The organism is Methylobacterium sp. CCH5-D2 (assembly GCF_001556475.1).
GTDB lineage: Bacteria > Pseudomonadota > Alphaproteobacteria > Rhizobiales > Beijerinckiaceae > Methylobacterium > Methylobacterium hispanicum.
This window is the reverse complement of the sequence record NZ_LSIX01000039.1, coordinates 1-19,749: the sequence shown is the minus strand read 5'-3', so window position 1 is coordinate 19,749 and position 19,749 is coordinate 1. Positions and strand designations below refer to the sequence as shown.

The window sequence follows — 19,749 nt, the reverse complement described above, 5'->3', positions numbered from 1 at the left end:
CTCTGACTCCTCTAGTCCTGGTTCGAATCCAGGTCCCCCAGCCACCTGATTTCCTAAGTCATTCTGATCGCTGAGCTTTAGGTCACGCCGTCCCGCGGTGTGGGCCCCCTGCTACACACCGCTGCTACACAAGCCGCCTTCGGCGGCGAAGGAGCGGTGTGGGTGGACTCGCCAACCTCGTCCTGCGCGGACGGGTCTTCTACTTCCGGCGCCGCGTTCCGGCCGACCTCCGGGAGCGGTTGGGCCGGCGCGAACTTGTGCGCAGCCTCGGGACCATCGACCCGAGGGCTGCGCGGTCGAACGCCTGTCGGCTATATCTCGCCTCCGAGGGCCTGTTCACGGGCATGCGCGCGATGCCGATGCTGACCGACACCGAACTCTCCCGCCTCGTGCAGGATTTCTACGCATCCGTGCTGCAGGGCGACGATGCGGTCCGGCTCGCGCGAGCCCAACCGCTGCCCTCCCACCTCGTGGCGGCCAAGCGCGACTTCTATGGAAAGGTCGCTGCCCGCGCCCGCGAGGCGCTCGCCGGCGATGGGTTCGGCGAGGCCCGCGAGATCGCGGCCTCGCTCCTGCGCCGCCAGGGTATCGCGACGGCCACCTTCGGCGTCGCCGAGTGGAACCAAGTGCGCCAGGCCGTACTCAAGGCCGGCATCGACGTCGCCGAGGCGATGCAGGCGCGCTGCGCGGGCGACTTCGAGCACGAGCCGAAGGATCGGCGCCTGAAGATGGCGCTGGCCGCGCTGGCGTCCGAATCGGCCCCGGCACCCGCAGTCCCAGCTGCCGCGCCCCCCGCATCGACCTCCGAGCCGGTCGCCGCGGAAACAGCCATATCAAAGCCGTTGTCTGAACTTTGGCCGGCCTTCTGCGAGCAGCAGACCGTCTCGGGTGCCTGGGAGGGGCAGACGGCTTCGCAGGCGAGAGCCACCTTCCGCCTCTTCATTGACGTCTGCGGCGACAAGGCGACGGCGGCCTACACCCGTACGGATGCGAGCCGCTTCAGGCAGCAGGTCGAGCGCTTGCCGGCGCTCTATTCAAAGTCTCCGCGCTACCGTGGCAAGAGCGTTGCTGAGATCATAGCGCTGTACGCCGAGGATACGGGGACAACCAGGGGCAAGCCCCTGACCCCCAAGACGATCAAGCGCCACTTCTCGGCCCTCTCAACATTCTGGGAGGCGGCCGAGGCTGGTGGCGAGGTCGGGGACAACATCTTCAAGGGCTTTCGCTTCGGCGCGGCCAAGAAGGCCACCGAGCAGCGGCAGATGTGGGAGAAGGAGGATCTCGCGCGCCTGTTCGCCACGCCGATCTGGACCGGCTGTCTGTCGGAGCAGCGACGGAAAACGGCAGGCTCGCTGATACTGCGCGATGAGAAATTCTGGCTGCCCTTAATCGCCGTGTTCTCCGGCCTGCGCCAGGAGGAGATCTGCCAGCTGCACGTTGCCGATGTGCAGCAGAAAGAGGGTATCTGGTTTTTCGACATCAATGATAAGGGCGCGCGCAAGCTCAAGAACCGGTCCGCCGCGCGGCGCGTTCCCGTCCATGCGGAGCTGATCCGCCTCGGCCTGCTTGACGAGGTCGCGGCACGGCGACGCGCGGGCGAGCTGCGTCTTTTCCCACAGTTGGAGGGCGGGGGCGCCGACGGGCGTCTGGGCCATGCCTACACCAAGGCGTTCACGCGCTACCGGCAGGATGTCGGCCTCTACCAGTCCGGCCTCGATTTCCACTCCTTCCGGCACAGCGCCACGACCTTCATGCACGAGGCGGGCGTCCACGCCACCGTCGTCGATCATGTCACGGGCCACGTTACGGCAGGCGAGACTGCGCGCTACACCAAGCGCTCCAGCCTGCAGCAGATGCAGCAGGCTATCGACGCGATCGCCATCGACGTCGATCTCTCGACCCTTCACCGCCCGCCTGGATGATCCGCCCGCATCTGTTGCAGATCTGTTGACCCGCCTCGGGGATACGCCAGGCCCCCAATGGGCTCCGTGTCCCCATCCTCAGCAGAGCTGACGCGGGACCGCCGGATCGCAAGCCGAAGGGCATCGGCAACAAGCGGACGGGCTCGGCAACGGGCTGCTCGGGACAGGGCCCATCCGCAGGATGGAGGAAGGGATCGCTCCCACCCTCCTGGACGACCCGAGCCGCTACGGATCGCACGGCAAGGGTCCTGTCCGCGCTGGCCGCCCGAGAGGGCGGGAAGCGGTGCGTAAAGGCCGACAGCCCAACCCCGGCCTGCCTGTCACAAGGTTGCACCTCGATCCGACGGTTGACCGATGGCGTGGCTCCGGGGTTCCTGACCTCCAAGCGCATAGGCTCAGCTGGCTTCGCCGCCGCAAGGCGAAGCCTTGCCTAGCGGCAAGACGGCCTTCCTCCAACGTCCACCAGGGTTCCTGGGGCCGACAGCCTCGGACACCAGCAAGAATTCGAACCCTGACTCTATCAATCTCTGGAACGGGCCACGGCACCGAGCCTGCCCGACGACCTCCTCCTGACGCTCTCCTCGACGAAGCCGGCCGCGCCTGAGGCGCCGGAGCGGGCCCGCCTATATGGCCCCGCCCACGGCCGCGGCGCCGGGGCATCCTTCGTTCAGGAGCATCACGATGGCAGCCGAGACGACCACGACCGAGATCAGCCCGCCCGGCGCGCCGGCGCCCGAACGGCCGAGCAACCCCTTCGCCGAGGCCGCCCTGAAAGGGCTGCCGAAGGCGGAGCCGGGCGGCCCGACCTCGGCGGAGTTGGAGGCGGAACTCTGGGCGGACGTTCCAGGCTACAACGAGGACTGAGCGATCAGTCCGCATCGGCATCCTGCTCTCGCCCTTCGCGACGGCGGTGAAGATCGCACCCACGGCAGAAGGGGCGGCATCGGCCGCCCCTTCTTTGCTGTCGGCTCGAACCGTGTCCGATTGTGATGCCGATCTCGGCTCGCGACCCAGGCGCCTCGCCCCCTGAAGCTGCCGATCCCAACTTCGTCGGCAACGGGGAGCGGCCGAGGCGAACGCTACCAGTTCTGCCCCTTAAGAACCGCGCGCGGGCTGGTTGAAGGCTGGTCAGAAGTCGATATACGCGGAGATCCTCTTCCGCCTCACCCAAGCAATCCCCCCCTCCGCTCCGACGGAGGCGGAGCGGAGGGGATGGTGTACGCCTCTCCTCCGTACTTTCTCCTTCAATTCGCCATCCATACGAACAGTCTCTCCGCTGCGGATGGAGTTGCCGACCTGGCTTCGTCCGACGATAATCGAGGCCGTCTCTGCTTCCGGACCTGAGGGCACGATCCTTCGGCTCGATTCCAGCCTGAACGCTGTCGCCTCTGATGAGCCTCTCCGAGGTGAACCCGCCTATACTCGCTGAGCAACCGCCTGCAAAACGCAGGCCCGATACCGCCAACTAAGTGACTGGCTCAACGAGTCATTTTTTGGCCTTGCTCCCACAATCCATTTCGTTCGCTCCCACAATCGATTGTGGGAGCGAACGACGAGGATGCCCCGTTGTCGGACGCTCAGGCTGTCGGTGGCGCCATCCGCGTCCGCGCCACATAGGCATCCCACTCCCAACCCGAATAAACTTCGTGGAACGTGGCCGGCCAGAGCTTCGACTGAAAGCCAGCCGCGCGCTGAGCCTGGCTTCTGAGAGTTTTCGAGATCCCGTGCAGTTGGACTACACAGATCTTGCGAGGCTCGCAGCCCGGGCTCGGCGCCGGTGCCGCGCGCAGCTTGAGAGCAAGGATCTGGCCGAGCGCGGTCGGCGTGCCGTCTGCATCTTTCAAACCGGCTCCAGGCTTCGTCGTCTTCAACAGGTATTGCAGCCAGAAAATCTGCCGGCGGTGGGCCTTCGTCGGCGATACCTGAGGCCGATGCCGGACCAAGACCGCCTCCTCCGGCATCTTGCTGCCCAGGGTGTCCACGCCGTACCGGCCGCAGCCACGAACGGACGCCAATCCGGGGCAGACCCCACGCGCGACCTTCGTGTACGGCTTCAACTCCGGCCGTTCAGGGATTGGACGTTCAGGGAAGCGGCACCGGGCGCAGGCGGGCACCAAATTGGCCTCGCGCGCCCACCACTGCCGGATATAAGCCTCCGCCGCCGCCTTCATCCCGGGCGGTATCACGCAGAGCAGATGGGCGTGCAGGCCGCGGTCACGGCCATACTCCAGGACATAGACGTAGTGATGCGTGGTGCCGCAGCGTCGGCGTCCGCCACGCCGCTGTCGCCCAACGTCCGGCACCGCCAGGAAACGCGTCATCTCTTTGTTGAACCTCGCCATCGCGGCGGCGGCCGCTCGGTCGCTGAGGCCCATCATGCCGAAGCCGATATTGATGTGGGTGTTGAAGTGCAGGCCGTACTGCCAAGTTAGGAACGAAGTGGCGTCGTAGAGCTTCGCGGCGGTCTGCCCGGAGAGGATCGGCTCCCGCCAGCTAAGGCGGCCCTCCATCGGCGGCATCTCCACCTCGTGGTAGACGGAGTGGTTCGGAAGGCTGTTGAGCAGGATGCGCGTGCTACGGTCGAGAATGGTCATGGCTATCATCCGATGAAGTCTTCGCCCTTCGTCTGGACGACGCGGGCGCTGCGCAGGGAAGGCGGCTGATTGCGAGGCCTCGCAATCAGCCTCAATTCTTGAGATGAAGGCGAGCCTTAGGCTGACGCTTCGTGCTCGCCGCCGTCAGCAAGCTGATCGAGCAGGGTCCGTTTCAGCTCCTCACCGTCGATCAAGAGGAGGCGCTCGCGCAGCACGCGGCGGTGCTCACGCATCTGCGACAGAATCAGCTCCGCCGCTCCTTGCGCAGCTACCGGCACCACTGCCCTGGCCGCCCCGGACGGCGCATCCTGCTTCATCGCCGTCGCCATGATCGGGTCAGGGGTCTTGGCCGCATCAATGCGGGCCTCGATCTTTGCGAGCTTCAGCCGCTCCCCGTTGCCGAGCTGACCGAGCACGGCAGCAAGGACTTCGGTCGGCGTCCCAGAGCTGGCGAGCAGGCAGACTGCCGATGCGGGCAAACCAATCGCTTCCGGGTGCTGCTGACAGAATGCCGCCACCTTCATGTAGCGCTGGGCGGTGCGGGCATCCCAACCGAAATGGCGCTTGAGCCAGGCACCGAAGGCGGGCTTCGGGTGGTCCCTGAGCTTCTTCTTGACGGCCAACAGCTCCAGGCCAATGGCCACGGTATGGCGGCGAAGTCCTACGAGATGGCCATTGATGGCGGCGGCATGCGGCTCCAAGTCGGCGGCAACATCGTCAGGAATCTTGGTGTCTGGCTCATCGGCGGTCCGCTCTGCGGCCGCCTCCCGCAACTTCAGGATGAGATCTACGTCGGCTTCGTCTTGGCCGTGGGGGATAGGAACAGGTAGGTGGATCTCGGACATGTCAGCCTCTTTTCTGCTGACCGCCGGGTCAGCCCACCATATAGCCCGGCGCCACCCAACTCACTTACCTTGGCCGTTCGAAAGATGGAGATTTAGGATTTTATACCATAAACCCACCCTTCGTTGCTGATATTCCTGGTCTGGTTTGGTGCGCTAACCCTACTGACCGTTCGGCACAGCCCATCGCTACAGCTCTTTCCTGCGGATCGATGTTGGCGGAGGCAGACACCTTAGGTGTTACTGACTGCTGGGGCACTTGCTCATCGACGTCCAGCTTGCGAGGGTCTTCGCGTTCGGAGAAACGACAACTTGTCGCTTTGCCTCTATGCCGGCGACGAGAGTGGACTGGACCGCCCTCGACGCCGGCGCGCGAACGTTAGGAGCCGGCGACTGGGTTGAGCTGCGGGACATTGAAACGTCATCAGGGATGCAGGACAACGCTTGAAAGTGGCGCCTCTACGTGCACCCGAGCTAAAATCACGGCGAGAGTTAAGCTGACATTCTACGCCCGCCCCCGCAGGGTCGTAAAAGCCCGCCTCGCCCTGTCGCTCTCATAGGAGCAGGTGATGACGCAGGATGTACCAACCCGCCCATCCGCGGCCGTGCCGCTTCGTCTACACTGCGCATGAATGCGTCAGATCATGAACGGGGCAACGCGCCACCGAAGCGTTTGCGCCTCCGTCGCCCATACCGGGCGGATCAGCTTTGGACCGCCTAACGCTGTAGGTTCCCGCGCAGAAAATTCGTCCCAATCAGCTGTTTAGCTATCGATTGAGCTGGTTGCGGGCTAAATACAAAAGGGAGGGAGAGACGATCATCCCCCTCCGGAGCAGGAGCGGAGCTGATCTCGCTGGGGACAGGCGGACGCGTCGGCCGATCAAGCTAAACTTCCTCTGCCTGGATGGAATGGAAGCCGAGCCCGCGCTGATGCGGGTGTTCGGAGCTTACCTGGATGCCAAGCACTTGCCTGCCCCGATCCCGCCGCACCGCGACCGCCCCGACGCGCCCCGTCCCGGCCGCCGATGGTGCTCACCCGACGGGACCGATCGGAACAACGGCTTCGTCTGCTTCGATGCCGACGCGCCCTGTGCCCCTGGTGCCCGAGGACGTGCGAAAACGGCAGGATGCGTTCGTCTCCACCGACACCCGCTTTGCCGCCGCGTGCCGCCTGCTGGCCTCGCTCTGGCGAGAGGAGCACGGTCTGCCGGCCGGGCAGCACCGCCCGGAGCCGCGCCGGGCCGGGGGCCGGACCGCTTCGTCCACGACACCCGGCATCAGCCGGCCGAAGTCCGTCCGTCTGGCCTCCCGGCTCTCGACAGCCGCGGCGCGGGCCGGCACCACCTTCCTGACCCCGGCCATCGCCGCCCATGTGAGGAAAGTTCTCCTGTTCAGGGAGCCCGGCGCGCTGTTCGAGGAGGCTCGGCTGTGGGGCAACCTTCTGTCCAGCCAGGCCCTGACCCTGAACCTCTTCGTCCCCCTGGCGCTCGACCCCGCCCGCGCCGCGGCGGTGTTCCGAAGGCTGCTCCCGGGCTTCGTCGGCACCGTCACCGGCATCCGCTTCGAGCACAGCCCAGGCCGGCGCGGGCCGGACTACTTCGGCGACGGTACCGCCTGCGATGTCCTCATCGACATCGTGACGCCGGAGGGCGAGCCCGCCTTCGTGGCGATCGAGGTTAAGTACACCGAGGGCGCCGGCGGCCCCGTCCCGGCGCCGCGGCCCCGCTACGCCGAGACCGCCCGGGACAGCGGCCTCTTCCGCGATCCCGAGGCCGCGGTCCTAGCCCGGCCGGGATTCGAACAGCTTCGTCGCGAGCACGTCCTGGGCCAGCTCATGCTGCAGCACGGTCTGTACGGCCGGGGCCACTTCGTCCTACTTGGGCCCGCTCAGAACGGTCACGTCCAGACCATGGGCCAGCGCTACGCCGCCGAACTCGTTGACCCTGCCGAAGCGCCCGGCCGGGTCGGCTTCAGCACTCTGACCTTGGAGACGGTGGTCGCCGCGATCCGTGACGTCGGGGCAACCGATCTCGCGGCTTCGTTCACGGCCCGCTACCTCGATCTCGGCCGCGTCGCCCACTTCGTTCTCACGCAGGCCATGCCGGCGCCACCGGCTCCTCGACGCCTTGCGGGCAAAGCTGCCTCGGCCGCCGGGCCAGACCGGTCGAACGGCACACAGGCTCCGGATGCGGCTTCGTCCAATCGGCCTCGGACCAAGCCTGCAGCAAAGTCGAGCACGTCGCGGAACCGCGCTGGCGCGCTGAAGCCGGACCTCGGCCAGAGCCAGGTTCAGCCTCAGGCATGAACGCGCTGCCGCCGCCTTCCCGCCGGGTGCTCGCCGACCTCGGCGGCACCTACCCGGCCCTGCGCCCCACGACTGACAAAGCCGCTTCGTCGGTCCTCCTCCCTTCGTAGCCGGCATCTGCAACGCAGGGTGGATGTTCGGCTGAGCGCCATCAGCGGACCTTTGGCCTAAACCACCGGAATGACCGCTTGAAGCCCAATAGCTGCTGTCGACATGGAATGGTTGGTCCGGCGGCCACAACATCCTCCGGTTGTCCCCGCCGGACTTTGATACGATGGGCCGGTCAAGGTTCCCAGTCCCGGGCCTGCCGCCGAGCGGCGGGCTCGCGGTTCAGCTATGCGGAAGGTGCCGGCCCTGACCTTGTCGGACCGGCACCTTCGGCGCGCAATTCCTCCGCCCTCATTCGGCGGCGGCAAGCACGCTCGGCGAGCGTTCGACCTCCGCGCCGAATGCCTTCCGGCAATAGGCGACCAACCGGTCGGCCCGGTCGGCTTCGCAGCGGAAGGCGACGTGCCCGTCCGGGCGCACCAGCACCAGCGCCGGGCGGGCCTCAAGACCGTAGGCACCGTGCGCCTTGCCGTCCATGTCCGACAGGACGGGGATCTTCCCGCCGCCGGCCATCGGCCCCGCCAGGACGAAGCGCGGCTTGATCCAGGGCCAGGCCTCGACGGCGCGGACGGCTTCGAGCAGCGACGTTCCCGCGTCCGGCGACCGGCCGTCGAAGCACAGGAGCGCCCAGCCGGTGGTGTGGCCGTCCGGGTTGTAGAGGAACCGGAACAGGTTCGTGGTCTCCCCGCGATGCGTCACCTCAGCGTCAGGCGCGCGCTCGCCCGGCTTCGGTCCCGGCCGCAGCAAGGTCGCCAAGCCGGAGAGACTGTCCTCGTTCAGCGAACTCTTCGGGTACTCGACCCCCATCTGCTGCATGTCGTCCGTTCCCTGCAGCAGCGAGCCCAGGTTCGGCAGCGCCTTGGCGGCCAACCCCAGCACCGTGTCGGTGACCCGGCCGCGGTAGACGGTCCAGCGGAACCCGCGCGCCTGCTGGGCGCTCAGCCGGGCGTGCTCGCCGCCGCGCTCGCCGTCGTAGGAATCGAGGATGACCGGAGCCGCCTCGCCCCGCAGGGTCATGGCCAGCCGCCACGCGATCTCGACGGCGTCGTGCAGGCCCGCGTTCATGCCCTGGCCGCCGATGGGCAGCGACAGGTGCCCGGCATCGCCGGCCAGGAAGACCCGGCCCCGCGCGTAGCCCGGGGAGACGCCGTACTGGAACCGGCTGTGCGTGAGCCACTGCGGGTCCGACAGGGTCAGGGTCTCGTCGCCGGTGACCTCGCGGGCGACCGCCTGCATCTCTTCGAGGGTGGGGTCGCGATCCGGCACGCCGGTGTCGTCGGCCAGGAAGAACAGGCGGTGGTAGCCGCCCCAGACAGGCAGGATGCCGGCGAACCCCCGCTCGTAGTAGAAGAACCAGAGCTGATCCGGCTTCTGCGAGCGGCGCCAGGACAGCTTGGCGTCGACCTGTCGGTTCATGCAGTTCGGCAGCCGCTCGGGCTCGAAGTCAAGGCCCAGCATCGGCCGGATCGTGCTCTTGGCGCCGTCGGCCGCCACGAGGTAGCGGCAGCGGCGCCGCTCCTCCGGTCCGTCCTTGCCCCGCCTGAGAACCACCGTGACGCCGTCGTCGTCCTGCTCGACGCCGGTGACCGTGCAGCCCCGGTCGAGCAAGCCGCCGCGCGCCTCGAACTCGTCGGTGAGGGTCCGCTCGATCACGTCCTGCCCGCTGTAGAGCACCTCCGGGTAGGGGCTGGCGACGTCGGCGATGGGGATGGGCGTCGTCGGGGTGCCGTTGACGAAGAAGTTGATCGTGTGGATCGCGTAGCTGTTCTCGGCCAGGAGGTCGCGCAGGCCGATGCCGGCGAGGAGCTCCTGCGGGCGGGCCCAGAGGTTGTTGGCGCGCGAGTACGCCTTCACGTTGGTGCGCTCTTCGAGGAGCAGGCACGAGACGCCGTGGTGGCGCAGGGCGTTGCCGGTCGTCAGGCCGATGGGCCCGGCACCGACGACGATCACGTCGGCGTCAAAGCCCTGCTTGGCATCGGCGCGGTTCATTCCTGGGACTCCTTCAGTGTGGCGGCGATGGTTGCGATGTGTCCGTGCGAGGCGCCGATCCGTTGCTGGAGCGTACGCAGGAGCGTGCCGGCGGCTTCGATGGCCTCGGGCGACAGGCCTTCGGTGAGCACGTCGGCCCAGAGGTCCTTGCGGGCCATGGCCTGTTCGTAGGCGGTCGCGCCGCGCGAGGTCATTGCGACGAGCGGCGCACGGCGGTGGTGGGGGTTGGGTTCGAGTTGGACGAACCCGTCGGCGCGCATGTCGTCGACGACGCGCTGCACCGACTGGCGGGCCAGGCCCATGTTGCGGGCGATGTGGGCGACGGGCAGCGGGACCGGGGACAGGGCGACGGCGCCCAGGACCTGCCAGCGGGCGCTGGTCAGCCCGAGGTCGCGCACCAGCGCGTCCCCCCCTTCGACCAAGTCGCCGTTGAGGCGAAACACCTCGATGGCGAGACCCGACCAGGCCCGGCGGAGGCGGTCGATGTCCTTCGAGGCCTTCCTCAGCGCAGAACGCATGATAATCCCTGATTTGTCATCTACCTGCGACAATGACAGCCTGCTGTCTTTGCGGCTTCAACACAGCGCGGGGTGATCGGTTCCAACCCTGACCATGTTTGCCACCAGCCAGTTTGGTTCAGTGGCTCAAGCCGGCCAGGGATGGCCGCGCCACAAACCGCCGGAACAAAAGCTGCCCCTCAAAATTGGTAGTAAGCTGTCATAACGACAGTTGAGTGACAGATTGAAGGCGGATCGTTCCGCCCGCCGGACGGTGCTGGTCGCAGTCCGAGGCCACAGGCTTGATGCCGGCCTGGAAAGGCCCTGTGGCCCATGCGGCGAGCCATGGCCGGGGCATTGGCGCCGATGGCGCCTTGCAACGGGTCGCCCGTCGTCCGGCAACACATCGTCGAGGCATGAAGGGGAGGAATGCGAATATGAGGCAAGGCTTGGTCGAGGGTGCGCCGAAGTTCTCGGTACAGGAGCGTGACCTAAGGTGGCTGAAAGTCAGGAAGCTGATGGCCGAGGCCCGCCTTGACGCCATTTTCGTCCCGCCCAACACTGGGTTATGGGACCATTTCCAGGCCAATGTACGCTACCTCACCGGAATAGGCGGCAATTGCTCCCAGGCGGCCTGCGTATTCCCTTTGACCGGCGAGGTGACCGCGATCACCAGCCCGGACGTCCATAAGGACTTCTGGCTGCAACGGCAGGACTGGGTGACGGACATACGTCCCATCGATACCGGTTGGGGCTACACGCAGATGAGCATCGACCGCTTGAGGGAGCTCGGTCTCGACCGTGCCCGGATCGGCGTGACGGGCCTCGCCGGCAACACCCGCTTTCCCGAAGGGATCACGCCTGCCGGCATCCTCGACGGGTTGGTCCGCGCGCTGCCCGCCGCCGAGATCGTCGATGCGAACCTGCTGATGGAGCGGGCGCGTTTCGTGAAGAGCACGGAGGAGCTCGCCTTCCTGCGAAAGGCCGAGGAACTCGTCGAGGCGTCGGTCGATGTCCTGCTCCGCGAGGCGCGTCCGGGCGTGCCGGAAAACGTCGTCTACGCGCGGATGCTGGCGGACATGGTGGAGCGGGGCGGCGAGGTGCCGACCATGATCCTGTGGTCGGCGGGTTGGCCGCAGCCGCCTTCGGCGCAGTACATGCCTTCGCTCCGTCCGCTTCGATCCGGAGACCTCATCTCCGTCGAGGCCGAGGCGCGTTGGGCGGGCTACGTGGCCCAGAACACGCAGCCGGTCTTCCTTGGTCGTGCGCCGGACATCTACAGGGAGCTGTTCCACCGTCAGCAGGAAGCAATTGAACGCTGCTACGAGGCCCTGCGGCCGGGTGCGACGGTCGGCGGGATATCCGACATCGTCGCGGCCCTGAGCGACGAGCGCTTCTGGTGCAGCCTCATCATGCACGGCCGAGGCCTCGGCGACGACGCGCCTATCAACATCCACAAACCGCGTGATGCGACCATGCGCGACTGGCGGATCGAGGCCAACGCGACGTTCATCGTCAAGCCGATGATCCAGACGCATGATGGGGCTCAGCGTTTGTACTGGGGCGATACAGTCGTTGTGGGGGAGAACGGCGCCGAACGGCTTGGAAAACGGGCGGCGGAACTCATCGAGATATCGTAGCTATGCCCAGGCTTGATGTGCGGAGCGCCGCCGTCGCCCGAAGCGGCGCGGTTCGGCATGGGACTGCCGCCCTATGTCCTGAGCGACAAGCTCGGCGAGCACCTCGTGGGCCTACCCTGTCCATCGGCGCATCGGACCTGGGACATTTATACCAGTACGATGTGCAACCGGTTCCGCCTGAAGTAGGATGTCGGAGGCGGAAGGTGCCGTTGGATCAACGACCGCGCCCAGACGGGTAGCCTCGATGCGCGGGTCGATGACACAGGAAATTCAGGCCGGCGTCTGGCTCCCCGTGGGCGGCGGCGACGTGGGCGACCTCGTCCGCGGCCATGACTGGGCGGCCACCCCGCTCGGCCCCATCGCCGAGTGGCCGCCCACGGTTCGCGCCATCGTCCAGACAGTGCTGCTCTCGCCCATTCCCATGGTGGCGATCTGGGGTGAGGACGGCATCCTCGTCTACAACCGGGGCTATGCCGAGGTCTGCGGTCCGCGCCATCCGCAAGCGCTCGGGGGCCGGGTGCTGGACGTCTGGCCTGAGGCGCGCGCCTTCAACGCCCAGGTCATCGAGAGCGGCCTCGCCGGGCAAGCCCTCAGCTTCACGGGCCAGGAACTCGAACTCTGGCGGCATGGCCGACCCGAGAAGGTCTGGATGGACCTCGACTACACGCCCATCCTCGATGAGGCCGGCAGGCCCATTGGTACGCTCGCGACGGTGCTCGACATCACCGAGCGCGTGCTGGCCGAACGCCGCCTCGCCGAGAGCGAGGACCGATTCCGCTTCCTCGACGGCTTGGCTCGGGCGACCGCGGACGCCCGCGACGCCGCCGCGGTGCTGGAGGCCACGACGCGCCTCCTTGGCGGTCACCTGGGCCTGTCGAACTGCGCCTACGCCGACATGGACGCCGACGGCGACGGCTTCACCATCCGCGGCAACTGGCACGCGCCGGACGCACCCTCGATCCTCGGACACTACAGCCTCGCCGACTTCGGCGAACTCGCGGTCCGGGAGCTCAATGCCGGCAGGCCCCTCGTCGTCAACGACAACGCCGCCGAGCTCGCCCCGCACGAGGCGCGGACCTTCCAGGCCATCGGCATCGCCGCGACGATCTGCATGCCGCTGGTCAAGGAGGGCCGCCTCACGGCCCTCATGGCCATCCATCATGCCGTGCCGCATCGCTGGTCCGACGCCGAGCTGGCGCTGCTGCGCGAGGTGACGGAACGCTGCTGGGCCTACATCGAGCGCGTCGGCGCCGAGGCTAACCTGCGCGTGAGCGAGGGACGGCTGCGGACCCTGGTCAACGCGACCTCCGACGCGGTGTACCGGATGGGCGCAGACTGGCGCGGGATGATCCGGCTCGATGGTCGCGGCATCCTGGCCGACGCCACGGAGCCGAGCGAGCGCTGGCTCGACCGCAACATCAAGCCGAAGGACCGGGCCGAGGTCCTCGCCGCCATCGCCGACGCCATCCGGCGCAAGGGGCTGTTCGAGCTGGAGCACCGGGTGCGGCGGGCCGACGGTACAGTCGGCTGGACGTTCTCCCGTGCCGTCCCGTTGCTCGACCAGGCGGGAGAGATCGTCGAGTGGTTCGGCACCGCGAGCGACGTGACCTTCCGGCATGAGGCGGAGGCGCGCCTGCGGGAGAGCGAGGCCCGCTTCCGCACCATGGCGGATGATGCCCCGGTGATGACCTGGATCACCGACGAGAACGGCGACTGCATCTACCTGAACCGGCGCTGGTACGAGTTCACCGGCCAGACCGAGGCGGAGGGGCTCGGCCTCGGCTGGCTCGACGCCATCCATCCCGACGACCGCCATCTCTCGGAGCAGACCTTCCTGGCCGCCAACGCCGAGCGGAAGTCCTTCCGCCTGGAGTACCGGCTGCGCGGCCGGGACGGCGCCTACCGCTGGGCCATCGACGCCGCCATGCCGTGGATCGCGGCGAACGAGGCCTTCCTCGGCTACTTCGGCTCGGTCATCGACATCGACGAGCGCCGGCAGGCCGAGGCGCGGCTACGCACCCTGACCGACGTCGTTCCCGCCTTCGTCTGGTTCGCCTCGCCGGACGGGCACCTGCATTTCCTCAATGACCGCTGGTGCGAGTTCACCGGCCAGACCCTTGAGGCGGCGCTGCCCGACGGTTGGATCGAGGCCGTCCACCCGGACGACCAGGCCCGGACCGCCGCGGCCTGGGCGGACGCGCGGGCGCGCGAGGTCTCCTACGAGATCGAGATGCGCTACCGGCGGCACGACGGCGCCTGCCGCTGGTACCTGGCCCGGGCCGAGCCCCTGCGGGACGCCGGCGGGACGGTGACTGCCTGGTTCGGCACCTCGACCGACATCCACGACCGCAGGCTCGCGGAGGACCGCCTGCGGGAGTTGAACGAGACGCTGGAGAGCCGCGTCGCCGAGCGCACCGACGAACTGCTGAAGGCCGAAGAGGCGCTGCGGCAGTCGCAGAAGCTGGAGGCCATCGGGCAATTGACGGGCGGCGTGGCGCATGACTTCAACAACCTGCTGACCATCATCCGCTCGTCGGTCGACTTCCTACGCCGCCCGGACCTGCCCGAGGCGCGCAAGGCCCGCTACCTCGACGCGGTCTCCGAGACCGTGGAGCGTGCAGCTAAGCTCACCGGGCAGCTCCTCGCCTTCGCCCGCCGGCAGACCCTCGACCCGCAGGTGTTCGCCCTCGACGAGCGGCTGCGTGCCATGGCGGACCTCCTCGATACGGTCACAGGGGCCCGCATCCGGGTGGTGCTGGATATCGCGGGGGCGCCCTGCCACGTGCGCGCCGACCTCAGCCAGTTCGAGACCGCGCTGGTGAACATGGCGGTGAACGCCCGCGACGCCATGGACGGCGAGGGGACGCTGACCCTGCGGCTGGCCTGCGGCGGCACGCTGCCGCCGATCCGCCGACACGCCGGGAGCTCGCATCCGTTCGCCGCCGTCTCGCTCTCGGACACCGGCGCGGGCATCGCGCCGGAGGTGCTGCCGCGCATCTTCGAGCCGTTCTTCACGACGAAGGAGGTTGGCAAGGGCACCGGCCTCGGGCTCAGCCAGGTGTTCGGCTTCGCCAAGCAGTCGGGCGGCGACGTCGATGTCGAGAGCGTCCCGGGAGGCGGCTCGACCTTCACGCTCTACCTGCCTGAGGTGCCTGCGGAGCCCAAGCCCCTGGCCGCCAAGGATGCCGCCGCTTCCGTGCTGCCCATCGGGTCCGGCCAGCGCGTGCTCGTCGTGGAGGACAACGTCGAGGTCGGGACCTTCGCCACGCAGATCCTTGAGGATCTCGGCTACCGCACGACCTGGGCGACGAACGCCGAGGAGGCGCTCGATAGGATCGGTCACGACGGATCGGACTTCGACGTGGTGTTCTCGGACGTCGTGATGCCGGGCATGGGCGGCATCGCGTTCGCCCGGCTCCTAAGGCGGCGTCTGCCGAACCTGCCGGTGGTGCTCGCCTCGGGCTACAGCCACGTCCTGGCGCAGGAAGGCGCCCACGGCTTCGAGCTCCTGCGGAAGCCGTATTCGGCCGAGCAGGTCTCCCAGGTCCTGCGCAGGGCGGTCGGACGGGATTGGCGGACCGGGAACGGTGAGGGTGACGGAATGCCGGGGCGCTGAACGGGGCGGCCTTATGGACGCGGCGCCCTACCATCCGTCACGTGATGCGGTGCCGGCCTAGCCGAGCCCCGGCCGCTCAGGCACGTCCGATCCAGCCGCGCCACGTGAAGGCGGCGAAGAAGAGTTCGACACCCCGGAAGCCGCCCGCCCGTAGCACGGCGGCATCCGTCTCGGGCGCGAGGGTGTGCAGGTGGGCCTGCACGGCGGCCCTGGCCTTCGCCGCCTGGTCGCAATCGACGCCGGAAGCGACCGCATAGGCCTCGTACCGGCCGATCCAGCGCGAGCGGCTGTCGTCCTGCGGGAAGCTTCCGTGCGCCGCCACGAACGGCGCGCCCGGCTTGAGCCGCCGGTGGATTGCCCTGACGGTGTCCTCGCGCGCGGCCGGGTCGAGGAAGTGGAGGGTGAGCAGGCAGGTCGCCGCATCGAAGGGGCCGAAGGGCGCGTCGTCGATGTAGCCCTCGACGAGTGTGACACGGTTCATCAGCGGCCCGAGCGTGCGCTCGGCCTGGCGGAGCATCTCCCCCGCCGGGTCGACGCCGACGAAGGTCCAGCCGGGATGCATCTCGGCCAATGCCCTGAGTTCCAGGCCCCCTCCAGCCCCGAGGACCAGAACCCGCGCGTCGGCCGGCGCGTGCTCGGCGAGCAGGATGCCGGTCATCCTGTGCAACGCCTCGAAGCCGGGTACGAAACGAGGCGGTCCGTCGGCATACCGTGCGGCGGCCGCCGGGTCCGAAAAGGCAGCCACGAAGTTGGTTGGTTCAGGCTGGGCGCTATGCGTCATTGGATCGGGCCTCCCGCCCGCACGATCCGCGCTTGGCCAAGCGCGCATGAAAATCCGCGCTGAGACGGGCCAGCGTGACGTCACCCAAACGCGAGAGCAGCAAGGCCTCGGCATCCTGAAAGGCGTCCGCGAGGGCCGCGTTGACCGCCTGCTCGACGAGGCAGGTCGGCTCTTGGCTCCGGTGTCCCATCGCGAACACCTCCGGCGAACCGAGCGCGACGTAGACGTCGTGCAGGGTCACCCGGTCGAGGTCGCAGGCGATGGTCCAGCCGCCGCCATGCCCTTTCCCGGAGGCGACGAGCCCGAGGTCGCGCAGTCCGGCCATCGTCCGGCGCACCACGACCGGGTTGGTCCCCATCATCATGGCCAGCCGCTCGGACGTCACCGGCCCGTCGGCCTCGTCCATGTGGAGGAGGACATGCAACACGCCAGACAGTCTGCCATCCCGTCTCATGAAACTTCAATAGTTGCATGATAGGGATGGTGTCAACCGAGACCAGGCCTCAGGCGGCAGTTGGCCAAGATGGAGATCCGCTGAAGCCGCACGCCCGTTGGGCCTTCGCATTTGGACGGTGTTGCTCGCTCTTGAGCCCCTGCCTCAGGCCTCAGCGACTGCCCTGAAAGGCTCAAAGGCAACGCGGTCTGCGGTTTCCGCCTCCTCGGGAGAGGCTTGGAGTTCGGGCGGGATTGAGGCGAGCGATAGGCGGCGACCCAGTCGAAATGGTCGAAACCTTTGGTTTGCCACGGAACCCAACCCTCCAAGTTGGGAGAATCCGCAGCACCCTCGAAACGTTGTTGACTGACTGATCACTCTTTCATATCGTCCTGCCATGGCGAGACCCAAGAGCGACGCGAAGCGCAACGAGATCATGGAGGCGGCGATCAGGATCGTCGCCGAGCAGGGACTACGTGCGTCGACGGCGTCAATAGCGAAGGCCGCAGGCGTCTCGAACGGCGCCCTGTTCATCTATTTCGAGACCAAGGCCGACCTGCTGAACGAACTCTACGTCGAGCTGAAGTTGCGGATGGCCGCCGCGACCGTGGATGGCCTCCCGGAGGAAGTCGAGCCTCGCGACCAGTTGCGGCACGTCTGGTACGGGATGCTGCGCTGGGCGCGGGAGAAACCACTTGAGCGCCTGGCGCTGGCGCAGCTCGGCGTCTCGAACGACTTGACGCCCGCCACGCGCGACATCGCGAGCCGCCCCTACGCTCGGGTCGTCGAGCTCCTCGACCGCTGCCGCGCCGACGGTGCGATGCGCGACGCCTCCCCGATGTTCGTCGCCTCGCTGGTGATGGCCATGACGGAAGCCACCATCGACGGGATCGCGGCCGACCCGGCCGCCGCCGAACGCCATGCGGCGATTGGGTTCGACGCCCTGTGGCGTTCGATCAGCTGACCGAGAACGAGGATCGGAGATACCATGACCAATGCGGAAACCCAACCCGGCTCGCGTCGAGACCTGGCTGTCGTCACCGGAGCGTCGAGCGGCATCGGCGCCGCGACGGCGCGCGAGCTCGCCGGCCGGGGCTATCACGTCCTGGCGGGCGTCCGCCGGAACGTGGACGCCGACGCGCTGCGCACCGCGAACATCGAGCCGGTCATTCTCGACATCACGCAAGAGGCCGGGATCGCCGCCCTCTCGCAGCGCGTCGGGAACGATCCCGAGCGTCGACGGCTAGCCGTGCTGGTCAACAATGCAGGCGTGGGGATCAACGTGCCTGTGGAGACCTACGCGCTGCCGGACTGGCGCCGCCTGTTCGAGGTGAACCTGTTCGGCCATGTCGCGGTCATCCAGGCCCTGCTTCCCGCCTTGATCGAGAGCGGCGGGACCATCGTCAACGTATCGTCGGTGGGCGGCCGGGTGGCGATGGGGGCCTACGGTCCCTACGCATGCACCAAGTTCGCACTGGAAGCGCTCAGCGACTCGCTGCGCCGCGAGGTCGGTCAGCTCGGGGTGAGGGTCGTCGTGATCGAGCCGGGGGCTGTCAGGACGGAGATGCTCGGACAGGTCGGCGTCCGGGCCGAGAGGGTCATCGACGCCATGACCGTCGCGCAGCGCGGGCGCTACGCGGCGCTGTTGCGGGCGGTGGTGGCCCAGGCTGAGGCCTCGGAAGAGGGCGGGGCCTCGCCCGAGGATGCGGCCCGCACCATCGCGGGCGCGGTCGCCAGGGCGCGTCCGAGGACCCGGTACACCGTCGGCCGCTGGAGCGGGGCCTTCGTCGGCTTGACCCGCCTTCTGTCGGACCGGGCACTCGACCGGCTCCTCGCCGCAGGCCTGAAGCCGCACCTTCCCAGGTCGGCGCACGCCCCTGCGGCGGCCGGGCGGCTCGGGCGTCCGGCATGACCACGGTCCTCATCGCCGGTGCCACCGGTCTCGTCGGAGGCCTTGCCCTGGGACTGGCGCTCGCCGACAGCCGGATCGACCGCGTGGTCGCCCTGACCCGTCGCCCGGTCGAGACCCATGCCAAATTGCGAAACGTCGTCGTCGACTTTTCGGACCTCCCCGCCGATGCCGACTGGTGGAACGTGGACGGCGTCATCAGCGCCCTGGGCACGACGCGCGCCCGCACCCCGTCGCCCGACGAGTACCTGGCAATCGACCGGGACTATCCGCTCGCCATCGCACGCCTCACGCGCAGCCATGGCGCCACCCGGTTCGCGCTGGTCTCCTCGCTTGGCGCCGATCCTCGCTCGCGCTTCGCCTATACTCGTAGAAAGGGCGAACTGGAGAGCGAGCTCAAAGCGCTGGCCTTCCCGTCGTTGACAATCGTGCGTCCGAGCGCCCTCGACGGGCAACGCGAAAGCGCGCGGCTCGACGAGCGATTGGCCGTCGCTGTCTTGAAGTCCCTCACGCCCGTCTTGCCGTCTCCCTGGAGGTCGAGCTCGGCGACCGGGATGGCCAAGCTCCTCGTCGAGGGCGCCGTCGCAGCCCGGCCAGGCATCGCCGTCAAGACGAACGCCGACGTGGGATCGTGTTCGACCTGACGATCCCGCGAACGCATTCGGTGCTGGCTGCCGAGCCCGGACCCGCTCGGAGGGAGCGTCCGGTGGCTCGCCGGCGGGACCTGATTATTGTCGGCTCACCGGAGGGATGAAGCAGGCTGCCGACCGTCAGCGCAAACCGCCAGGATGAAGCAGTCGTTCATTCTCCGTCGGGTGAAGCCATGGGCGCGTGGTGCAGGGCTAGCCCGCCGGGATGCCGTGGGTGCTCGCGGCTTCGGTTTGGCGGCCCTTCGTTCCCATCGCCTGACGCGACGGGGAGGCTCGCGCGATCAGGACGAAGAGGAGCGGGGTGACGAACACCGCCAGCACCGTCGCGGTGACCATACCGCCGAGCACGCCGGTGCCGATGGCCCGCTGGCTGTTCATGCTGGCCCCCGTGGCGACGGCGAGCGGCACCACGCCGAGGATGAAGGCGAACGAGGTCATCACGATGGGCCGGAAACGCAGTTCG

Annotated in this window: 15 protein-coding genes; 8 read left to right on the top strand and 7 right to left on the bottom strand. The window is 67.9% G+C overall.

Annotated elements, in window-relative coordinates; genetic code table 11:
* Positions 1-158 precede the first annotated feature (158 nt).
* Both AX737_RS00865 and AX737_RS00860 read left to right on the top strand, forming a co-directional pair.
* Complete coding sequence (locus tag AX737_RS00865) at positions 159-1,922, top strand: site-specific integrase (RefSeq protein ID WP_066918249.1); 1,764 nt, start codon at positions 159-161, stop codon at positions 1,920-1,922.
* Between the two features lie 681 nt (positions 1,923-2,603).
* Complete coding sequence (locus tag AX737_RS00860; protein ID WP_066918247.1) at positions 2,604-2,786, top strand: hypothetical protein; 183 nt, start codon at positions 2,604-2,606, stop codon at positions 2,784-2,786.
* 713 nt (positions 2,787-3,499) lie between these two features.
* On the opposite strand, the gene AX737_RS00855 is transcribed toward AX737_RS00860, so the two are convergent.
* The gene (locus AX737_RS00855; RefSeq protein ID WP_156453447.1) at positions 3,500-4,516 is read right to left on the bottom strand and encodes a hypothetical protein; all 1,017 of its coding nucleotides are present in this window, start codon (positions 4,514-4,516) and stop codon (positions 3,500-3,502) included.
* Positions 4,517-4,632: 116 nt separating this feature from the next.
* Positions 4,633-5,361, bottom strand: coding sequence for a hypothetical protein (locus tag AX737_RS00850; RefSeq protein WP_066918243.1), 729 nt, complete (start codon positions 5,359-5,361; stop codon positions 4,633-4,635).
* Between the two features lie 1,072 nt (positions 5,362-6,433).
* On the opposite strand from AX737_RS00850, the gene AX737_RS00845 reads away from it, so the two are divergent.
* Positions 6,434-7,663: a hypothetical protein gene (locus tag AX737_RS00845; protein WP_066918241.1), complete on the top strand. Its 1,230-nt coding sequence runs from the start codon at positions 6,434-6,436 to the stop codon at positions 7,661-7,663.
* Between the two features lie 399 nt (positions 7,664-8,062).
* Here AX737_RS00845 and AX737_RS00840 read toward each other — a convergent pair whose 3' ends face one another.
* Both AX737_RS00840 and AX737_RS00835 read right to left on the bottom strand, forming a co-directional pair.
* Complete coding sequence (locus AX737_RS00840; protein WP_066918240.1) at positions 8,063-9,760, bottom strand: FAD-dependent monooxygenase; 1,698 nt, start codon at positions 9,758-9,760, stop codon at positions 8,063-8,065.
* A complete protein-coding gene (locus tag AX737_RS00835; protein ID WP_066918237.1) occupies positions 9,757-10,278 on the bottom strand; it encodes a helix-turn-helix domain-containing protein in 522 nt (173 codons plus the stop codon). Before AX737_RS00835 ends, AX737_RS00840 begins: the two co-directional genes overlap by 4 nt.
* A gap of 428 nt (positions 10,279-10,706) precedes the next feature.
* Here AX737_RS00835 and AX737_RS00830 point away from each other — a divergent pair, with 428 nt between their 5' ends.
* Positions 10,707-11,897, top strand: coding sequence for a M24 family metallopeptidase (locus AX737_RS00830; RefSeq protein WP_197430406.1), 1,191 nt, complete (start codon positions 10,707-10,709; stop codon positions 11,895-11,897).
* Positions 11,898-12,153: 256 nt separating this feature from the next.
* Positions 12,154-15,513 (top strand): PAS domain S-box protein, encoded by a 3,360-nt coding sequence (locus tag AX737_RS00825; RefSeq protein WP_238231491.1) that lies wholly within the window; start codon positions 12,154-12,156, stop codon positions 15,511-15,513.
* Positions 15,514-15,589: 76 nt separating this feature from the next.
* Here AX737_RS00825 and AX737_RS00820 read toward each other — a convergent pair whose 3' ends face one another.
* Both AX737_RS00820 and AX737_RS00815 read right to left on the bottom strand, forming a co-directional pair.
* Positions 15,590-16,294: a class I SAM-dependent methyltransferase gene (locus AX737_RS00820; protein ID WP_066918232.1), complete on the bottom strand. Its 705-nt coding sequence runs from the start codon at positions 16,292-16,294 to the stop codon at positions 15,590-15,592.
* The gene (locus tag AX737_RS00815; protein ID WP_066918230.1) at positions 16,284-16,748 is read right to left on the bottom strand and encodes an Rrf2 family transcriptional regulator; all 465 of its coding nucleotides are present in this window, start codon (positions 16,746-16,748) and stop codon (positions 16,284-16,286) included. The genes AX737_RS00820 and AX737_RS00815 overlap by 11 nt, the downstream gene beginning before the upstream one ends.
* A 415-nt stretch (positions 16,749-17,163) precedes the next feature.
* On the opposite strand from AX737_RS00815, the gene AX737_RS00810 reads away from it, so the two are divergent.
* The 3 genes from AX737_RS00810 to AX737_RS00800 are packed head-to-tail and all read left to right on the top strand — an operon-like array spanning position 17,164 to position 19,280.
* On the top strand, positions 17,164-17,691 hold the full coding sequence (locus tag AX737_RS00810) for a TetR/AcrR family transcriptional regulator (protein ID WP_197430405.1): 528 nt from the start codon (positions 17,164-17,166) through the stop codon (positions 17,689-17,691).
* Between the two features lie 24 nt (positions 17,692-17,715).
* The gene (locus AX737_RS00805) at positions 17,716-18,639 is read left to right on the top strand and encodes an SDR family NAD(P)-dependent oxidoreductase (RefSeq protein WP_066918226.1); all 924 of its coding nucleotides are present in this window, start codon (positions 17,716-17,718) and stop codon (positions 18,637-18,639) included.
* On the top strand, positions 18,636-19,280 hold the full coding sequence (locus AX737_RS00800) for an NAD(P)H-binding protein (RefSeq protein WP_066918224.1): 645 nt from the start codon (positions 18,636-18,638) through the stop codon (positions 19,278-19,280). The genes AX737_RS00805 and AX737_RS00800 overlap by 4 nt, the downstream gene beginning before the upstream one ends.
* Before the next feature lie 198 nt (positions 19,281-19,478).
* Here the strand turns inward: AX737_RS00800 and AX737_RS00795 are convergent.
* A partial coding sequence (locus tag AX737_RS00795; RefSeq protein WP_156453446.1) for an efflux RND transporter permease subunit occupies positions 19,479-19,749 on the bottom strand: 271 nt, incomplete at its 5' end.

What these genes read in the sequence shown, in the direction of transcription:
- AX737_RS00860 (WP_066918247.1), top strand. Translation starts at nt 2,604, where the DNA reads ATGGCAGCCGAGACGACCACGACCGAGATCAGCCCGCCCGGCGCGCCG.
- AX737_RS00855 (WP_156453447.1), bottom strand. Translation starts at nt 4,516, where the DNA reads ATGACCATTCTCGACCGTAGCACGCGCATCCTGCTCAACAGCCTTCCG.
- AX737_RS00850 (WP_066918243.1), bottom strand. Translation starts at nt 5,361, where the DNA reads ATGTCCGAGATCCACCTACCTGTTCCTATCCCCCACGGCCAAGACGAA.
- AX737_RS00845 (WP_066918241.1), top strand. Translation starts at nt 6,434, where the DNA reads ATGCCGACGCGCCCTGTGCCCCTGGTGCCCGAGGACGTGCGAAAACGG.
- AX737_RS00840 (WP_066918240.1), bottom strand. Translation starts at nt 9,760, where the DNA reads ATGAACCGCGCCGATGCCAAGCAGGGCTTTGACGCCGACGTGATCGTC.
- AX737_RS00835 (WP_066918237.1), bottom strand. Translation starts at nt 10,278, where the DNA reads ATGCGTTCTGCGCTGAGGAAGGCCTCGAAGGACATCGACCGCCTCCGC.
- AX737_RS00825 (WP_238231491.1), top strand. Translation starts at nt 12,154, where the DNA reads ATGACACAGGAAATTCAGGCCGGCGTCTGGCTCCCCGTGGGCGGCGGC.
- AX737_RS00820 (WP_066918232.1), bottom strand. Translation starts at nt 16,294, where the DNA reads ATGACGCATAGCGCCCAGCCTGAACCAACCAACTTCGTGGCTGCCTTT.
- AX737_RS00815 (WP_066918230.1), bottom strand. Translation starts at nt 16,748, where the DNA reads ATGAGACGGGATGGCAGACTGTCTGGCGTGTTGCATGTCCTCCTCCAC.
- AX737_RS00810 (WP_197430405.1), top strand. Translation starts at nt 17,164, where the DNA reads ATGGAGGCGGCGATCAGGATCGTCGCCGAGCAGGGACTACGTGCGTCG.
- AX737_RS00805 (WP_066918226.1), top strand. Translation starts at nt 17,716, where the DNA reads ATGACCAATGCGGAAACCCAACCCGGCTCGCGTCGAGACCTGGCTGTC.
- AX737_RS00800 (WP_066918224.1), top strand. Translation starts at nt 18,636, where the DNA reads ATGACCACGGTCCTCATCGCCGGTGCCACCGGTCTCGTCGGAGGCCTT.